Genomic DNA, 6,406 nt, shown 5'->3' with positions numbered 1-6,406 from the left:
GCCTCTGCGAAAGCCTGTAGCGCCGCGCGTCCGTCCACGGTCCAGTTGGCGCCGCCCATGAGCAGGACCGGCCTCTCGGCCTTGGCCAGCAGCTTGAAGGCCGAAGCGATCGCTTCCGGCGCCGGTGCCGGCTCGAAAATGGCCGCCGGTGCGCTGAGCGGAGCCGCTTCTGTCATGGTGGTCAGCATGTCCTCGGGCAGCGCGACCACGACGGGACCAGGTCGTCCGGTCAATGCGGTCGTCCATGCCCGCGCCACAATCTCGGGCAGGCGCGCGACATCGTCGATCTCGACCGCCCATTTGGCGACCGTGCCGAACACCGACCGGTAGTCGATTTCCTGAAACGCTTCGCGGCCCTTCATGTCGGTGCCGACCTGGCCGACGAACAGGATCATCGGCGAACTGTCCTGCATGGCCGTGTGAACGCCGATGCTGGCGTTGGTGGCGCCTGGGCCGCGCGTCACGAAACAGATGCCTGGCGAGCCGGTCAACTTGCCGTAGGCCGAGGCCATGAACGCCGCGCCGCCTTCATTGCGGCAAAGCGTGTAGTCCAGCTTCCCCTGCGTGTCGTGCAGCGCGTCCAGGACGGCCAGATAACTTTCTCCGGGCACGCCGAAGCTCCTGGTCGCGCCAAGCCCGATCAGGCACTCGACGAGAAGGCGGCCGCCATTGCGGATCATGCTTCGACATCCTCACTTTGGCGGCAGGTCGATCGAGCCTGCCTTCGGTTCATAGGTGCACGCAGGCGGTTCGGGGCGAAATCAAGAAATGCCGTCTATTCGAAAGTTTTTCTTTGCCGAGCAGCGCGCACCAGCACGCCCGGATTCATCGTGTCCCGTGGATCGAATGCATCCTTGAGCCGCGCCATGAGTTCGCGTTCCAATGGACTGCGGTTTCGGTCGGCCATGGCGATCTTTGCGCGGCCAAGTCCATGCTCGGCCGCGAAACTGCCGCCCATTTCCGTGGCGAGCGACGATAGCGCCTCGGCGAATCGCTCGGCCTTGGCGCCAAAATCGGCGCGGCCTTCCGGCGGCGACAGATTGTAGTGGATGTTGCCGTCGCCGAGATGCCCGAACGGGTTTATCCGCACGCCGGGAAGAATGTCGTCGCAGATCTCTGCGCCGGCCTCGACGAAACGGGCGATAGCGCCCGGAGGCACCGAGATGTCGTGCTTCAGCTGCTCTCCTTCCAGCCTCTGTCCTTCCGGCTGCTCCTCTCGCAGCCGCCAGAATTGTGCGCGATGCGCGCCCGTCGCCGCCAATGCTCCGTCCAGCACCAGGCCTTGCTCCATGCCCCACTCCAGCGCCGAAGCCAGTATCTCGTCGAGCGGAACGCGGGGGGCGCCCGATGCCAGTTCGACCAGCACATAGACCTCGCCGCGTGCCTCCAACTGGTAGGCGAGGTCGGGCAGGTGTTTCAGGGCCAGTCCCAGCCCGATGTCGGAGAAGAACTCGAGCCCGGTCAGGAATTCCCCCGCCTCGCCCCGCAGAAAGGTGCCAAACGAAACCGCCGCAGCGAAATCGGGCATGACGACAAGCGCGCTCGCCTGCCGCCGCGGCATCGGGTAGAGCCGCAGGATCGCGCGCGTCACGATGCCAAGCGTTCCTTCCGCGCCGCAATAGAGCTTGCGCAACTGGTAGCCGGCATTGTCTTTCTGCACCGCGCGCAGCCCGTTCCATATCGCGCCGTCAGGGGTCACGACCTCCAGGCCAAGCACGAGGTCTTGCATCATGCCATACCGGAATGCCTGGCTGCCGCCGGCATTGGTGCCGACCAGGCCGCCGATCCTGGCGCTGCCTTCCGCGCCGAGATGCATCGGAAACATCAGGCCGTGCGGTTCCAGCGCCTCGTGCAGCGCGGCAAGCACGGCTCCCGCCTCGACGAGGATCGAGCCGCTGTCCAAGTCCGGTTTGCCGATCGCCGTCATGCGCGAAAGCGAAACGATCACCGCATTCGGCCGATCGGCGACGGCGCCGCCGCAAAGCCCGGTGTTGCCGCCTTGCGGCACGACCGCCAGGCCGGCCGCGTGGCATGTCTTTACGACACTGGCTACTTCGGAGGTATCCGCAGGCCTGGCCACGCCCAGAGCCGCGACGCCGTAGCGATCGAGCCAATCGCGCTGATAGGGCCTTGCATCGCTGCCCGAAAGCCAGCCTTTCGGTCCGAGCATCTCGCGCAAGGCGGTGACGGGATCAGTCACGGACATGGCTGCGGCCTGACGCGGGATCGTTGCATCGATCAGTGACCAAGCACCTGCGACAGGAACTGCCGCGTGCGCTCGTTGCGGGAGGAGGTGAAGAATTCATCGGGAGGCGCCTGTTCGACGATCTCGCCTCCATCCATGAAAATTACCCGGTCGGCAACCCGGCGCGCAAAACCCATCTCATGCGTGACGCAGATCATTGTCATGCCTTCAGAGGCGAGCGTGACTATGACGTCGAGCACTTCCGCGATCATTTCCGGGTCGAGCGCAGAGGTCGGCTCATCGAACAGCATGATCTCGGGCTGCATGCAAAGGGCACGCGCTATCGCGACCCGCTGTTGCTGGCCGCCGGACAACTGACCGGGATACTTCATCGCCTGTTCGGGAATGCGTACCTTCTCCAGATAGCGCCGGGCGGTCGCCTCGGCATCCGCGCGCGGCACCTTGCGCACGATCATGGGCGCGAGCATGCAGTTCTCCAGCACCGTCATGTGTGGAAACAGGTTGAAGTGCTGGAACACCATGCCGACTTCCCGCCTGATCCCGTCGATGTTGCCGACATCGTCGTTGAGCTCGGTGCCGAGCACGGTGATCCGGCCGCCATTGTGCTGCTCCAGACGGTTGATGCAGCGGATCATGGTGGACTTGCCGGAGCCGGACGGGCCGCAGACGACGATCCTCTCGCCGCGATCCACGGACAAGCTCAACTTTCGCAGCGCCTGGAATGTCCCGTAATATTTGTCGAGATTTTCGATCAGCACCGCGGGGCCGCTGGATCGGGGCGAGTTTCCTGAAAGCACGTAAACGCCCCCTATCGTTCGCCGACCGACATACGGCGCTCGAGAAAAGCGCCATAGCGGGACAGGCTGAACACGAAGATGAAGTAGATGAAGGCGATGAAGGCATAGACCTCGACATAGGCGAAGCGCCACTCGCCGGTGCCGTAGGCGGCATTGCCGGAGGCCAGGATCTCGAAGAAGCCGACGATGATCACCAGCGAGGTTTCCTTGAACGAGATCACGAACTGGTTGATCGTCGCCGGCAGCGCATTGCGCATGGCCTGCGGTAGAAGAATGCGGCCGACGCGCTGCCAATAGCGCATGCCAAGCGCCATGGCTGCCTCTTCTTGCCCACTGGGAACGCCCTGCATCCCACCCCTGACGATCTCCGCCTGATAGGCGGAAAAAAACAGGGCCGAGCCCAGGATCACCCGGTACAGCTTGTCGCCCACCAGCCATTGCGGCAGTGCGAACGGCAGCACGATGGCGAAGGTGAACAGGATCGAGATCAGAGGCAATGAACGCACCCCGTCGATAATGAGGCCGGAGGTGCGGGAAATCCATGGCAGGCCGGAGCGGCGCAGCAGCGCCAGGCAGATCGCCAGCGGGAAGCCGATCAGGCAGGTGGTCACGAAGATGAACAGGGTCAGCGCCAGTCCGCCCCAGGCCTCCTCGCCGACATAGGGCAGACCAAGCACGCCGCCCTTCATCAGCACGTAGAAAAGCGCCGTTCCGGCTCCCCATACGAGTGCGATGCGGCGACCCGACCAGAAGGCTGGAACGCAACTTAGCACCGTCATGACCACGACGATCAGGCAAGCCAGGGCCGACCGCCACTGCTCGTCATAGGGATAGAGGCCGAACAGGATGATGCGCCATCGCGCGGCAATGACCGACCAGCAGGCTCCCGCCGCCGCCTGGCAGGCTTCGGGTCCGCCGCTCGTCGTGAAGACAGCCGAGAAAACCGCCCAATTCAGGAGCTTCCAGGCCAGGAAGACCATGACCGCCAGGGAAGCCAGCGACAGCAATGCCTGCAGGGGCGTCGCAAAGAAGCGCCGCCTCAGATCCTCGATCTTGCCAATGGCAGGAGGGGCGACAACGACCATTTCCATCCCTCACCCCCTCAACTGGTTGCCCTTGAGGGCGATTGCTTTGTTGATGCGGTTGAAGATGGCGGCGAGGCTGAGGTTGATGACGAGGAAGCCAGCCATCAGGATGCCGATCGCTTCGATTGTCTGGCCGGAATGGTTGATCGTCAGCGCCACGATCATGAAGAAATCGGTGAAGCCCACCGCGATGCCCATTGTGGTCGCCTTCATCAGCCAGACATACTGGTTGGCGAGGATTGGCAGCATGGCGCGTAGTGCCAGCGGCAGCCGCACCAGCATGAAGACCCGCCACGGGCCGAGGCCCAGGGAAAGAGCCGCCTCGACCTGGCCCTTGCCGACAGCCTTGAACCCGCCGCGCACGATCTCGGCGATGTAGGAGCCGCCATAGATGGCGATCGCGATGGCCAGTGTCGCAAACTCCGGCGGAATGCGCAGGCCGCCTCGCAGATTGAGACCTTGCAGCGCCGGAAAATCGAGTAGCGGCGAGTCGGCCAGGCGGCCGGCCACCAGAACGATGGCCGCGCAGGCAAGTGCCGCCGCCGTGCCGGCAAGCTGAATGCCGCCACGCTGGCCGACCGGCAGGCTGAGGCGCGATGTCCTGCCCAGCCAGATCGGCAGCGCGATGGCGGCAATCACAGCCAATGTCGCCGCAGCGAGCGCGGCGCTGCTGACATTGGGGAACGGGATGTAAAGCCCCCGGCTGGTGAGGAGAAAGCCCCATCCCTCATGCGCGGCGCGCGGCGTCGGCAGATGGGTGATGACGGCATACCAGAAAAAAACCTGGAGGATCAGCGGGATGTTTCGGAAGATGTCCACATAGGTGCGGCCGAGCAGCCGGGCCAATTCGTTCGAGGATGTCCGCGCCAGGCCGACGATCGTTCCGACGATCGTCGCCAGCGTCAGGCCGACGGTTCCCAGAAACAGCGTATTGATGATCCCGATGAGGAAGTACCACCAATAAGGGTCGTTGGCCGTGGCGGGCAGCAGCGAGAAGTTCAGGTCCCAGCCCGTCGACTTGAACAGGAAGTCGAATCCGGAGGTGATCCCCTGCGCCGCCAGGTTCTGTCTGGCGATCACAATGCCGGCAAGCACCATCGCGGCGATCGAGCCGACATACAGGATCTGCAACAGTGCGTTGCGGACTTTTTGATTTCTCAGCAGGCTGACCATTCAGAAATCCTTCCCGAATTGCCGCGCGGTCCCGCCCGGCGGGAGCCGGGCGGGACCTGGAGCGGGATGCGTTCAGAACGGATCAATCAACAACCAGCGGGAACAGGACACCGCCATTGTTCCACAAATTGGTCAGTTCGCGATCCATCTTGTAGGGCGAGTCCTTGCCGAGATCGCGATCGAAGATTTCGCCGTAGTTGCCGACGTTCTTGATCACCTTGTAGGCCCAGTCGTCGGAGAGCCCGAGACCCTTGCCCATGCCTGGCGTGACGCCGAGGAATTTGGCGACCTGCGGTGAAGTCGGCTTGGCCTTTATCTCGTCGACGTTCTTCGATGTGATGCCTTCCTGCTCGGCAAAGATCAGCGTGCTCAGCGTCCAGTTGGCGATGTCGACCCAGTTGTCGTCGCCTTGCCGCATGATCATGACTTCAGGCTCGACGGCGAGCACGTCGGGCAGGATGACATGGTCGTCGACCTTGCTCTTGGCGATGCGCGCAATGGCCAGTGTCGGACCCCACTGCGCATAAAGATCGCAGCGTCCCGAGAAATAGGCCTGCTCGAGCTCCTCGGTCTTCTCGATGAGCACCGGTTCGAGCTTGATGCCTAGCTTGGCAGTATAGGCAGCGACCTGCTGTTCCTGCGAGGTGCCGGCGGGAATGCAGATCGTGCCGCCGGCGGCATCCTTGAGCGACTTGAGGTTCAGCTCCTTGTGCGCCATCACCTTGGTGGTCCCGAGATAGTAGGACATGGAGAACTGCAGCCCAAGTTCGGTGTCGCGGCTGAGCGTGCCGCCCGAGGCCTTGACGATGATGTCGACATCGCCGGACTGCAGGGCCGGCCAGCGCTGGGCCCAGCTGATAGGAACGACTTTCAGCTTCGCAGGGTCGCCGAACACGGCCGCGGCCACCGCCTTGCAGAGGTCGATGTCCATGCCCTTCCAGTTGCCCTTGTCGTCCACCTCGGCGAAGCCGAGATAGGAGCCGTCATGGCCGGTGCAGTTCAGCATGCCGCGTGCCTTGACGGTTTCGAGCGTCTTGCCGCCAGCGGCTTCCGCCGGCGCCGCAAAATGCACGAGGCCAAGGGCCAGGGCCGAAGCCCCCCATTTGATCATTTTCATGTTCCGTCTCCACTGTTGAGGTTGTTTG

At 63.5% G+C, this 6,406-nt stretch carries 6 protein-coding genes; all 6 read right to left on the bottom strand.

Annotation, left to right across the window (positions count from 1 at the left end; genetic code table 11):
• The coding region (locus EN749_RS06955; RefSeq protein WP_245491290.1) for a thiamine pyrophosphate-binding protein at positions 1-680 on the bottom strand (680 nt) is incomplete at its 3' end.
• Positions 681-775: 95 nt separating this feature from the next.
• Positions 776-2,206 carry an FAD-binding oxidoreductase gene (locus EN749_RS06950; RefSeq protein ID WP_245491288.1) on the bottom strand — a complete coding sequence of 477 codons (1,431 nt, stop codon included), beginning with the start codon at positions 2,204-2,206 and terminating at the stop codon, positions 776-778.
• Positions 2,207-2,238: 32 nt separating this feature from the next.
• Positions 2,239-3,003, bottom strand: coding sequence for an amino acid ABC transporter ATP-binding protein (locus tag EN749_RS06945; protein WP_127395254.1), 765 nt, complete (start codon positions 3,001-3,003; stop codon positions 2,239-2,241).
• A gap of 11 nt (positions 3,004-3,014) precedes the next feature.
• Positions 3,015-4,094: an amino acid ABC transporter permease gene (locus EN749_RS06940; RefSeq protein WP_127395253.1), complete on the bottom strand. Its 1,080-nt coding sequence runs from the start codon at positions 4,092-4,094 to the stop codon at positions 3,015-3,017.
• Positions 4,095-4,097: 3 nt separating this feature from the next.
• Complete coding sequence (locus EN749_RS06935; RefSeq protein ID WP_127809346.1) at positions 4,098-5,261, bottom strand: ABC transporter permease subunit; 1,164 nt, start codon at positions 5,259-5,261, stop codon at positions 4,098-4,100.
• A gap of 82 nt (positions 5,262-5,343) precedes the next feature.
• The gene (locus EN749_RS06930; RefSeq protein ID WP_127397376.1) at positions 5,344-6,378 is read right to left on the bottom strand and encodes an amino acid ABC transporter substrate-binding protein; all 1,035 of its coding nucleotides are present in this window, start codon (positions 6,376-6,378) and stop codon (positions 5,344-5,346) included.
• Positions 6,379-6,406: the final 28 nt, after the last annotated feature.

This window comes from Mesorhizobium sp. M7A.F.Ca.ET.027.02.1.1 (assembly GCF_004022985.1).
Classification (GTDB): Bacteria; Pseudomonadota; Alphaproteobacteria; order Rhizobiales; family Rhizobiaceae; genus Mesorhizobium.
Note: the sequence above shows the minus strand (reverse complement) of the source record. Positions and strands in the feature narration are given on the sequence as shown.

Coding starts and splice junctions, on each gene's coding strand:
- EN749_RS06950 (WP_245491288.1), bottom strand. CDS start 2,206: ATGTCCGTGACTGATCCCGTCACCGCCTTGCGCGAGATGCTCGGACCG.
- EN749_RS06940 (WP_127395253.1), bottom strand. CDS start 4,094: ATGGAAATGGTCGTTGTCGCCCCTCCTGCCATTGGCAAGATCGAGGAT.
- EN749_RS06935 (WP_127809346.1), bottom strand. CDS start 5,261: ATGGTCAGCCTGCTGAGAAATCAAAAAGTCCGCAACGCACTGTTGCAG.
- EN749_RS06930 (WP_127397376.1), bottom strand. CDS start 6,378: ATGAAAATGATCAAATGGGGGGCTTCGGCCCTGGCCCTTGGCCTCGTG.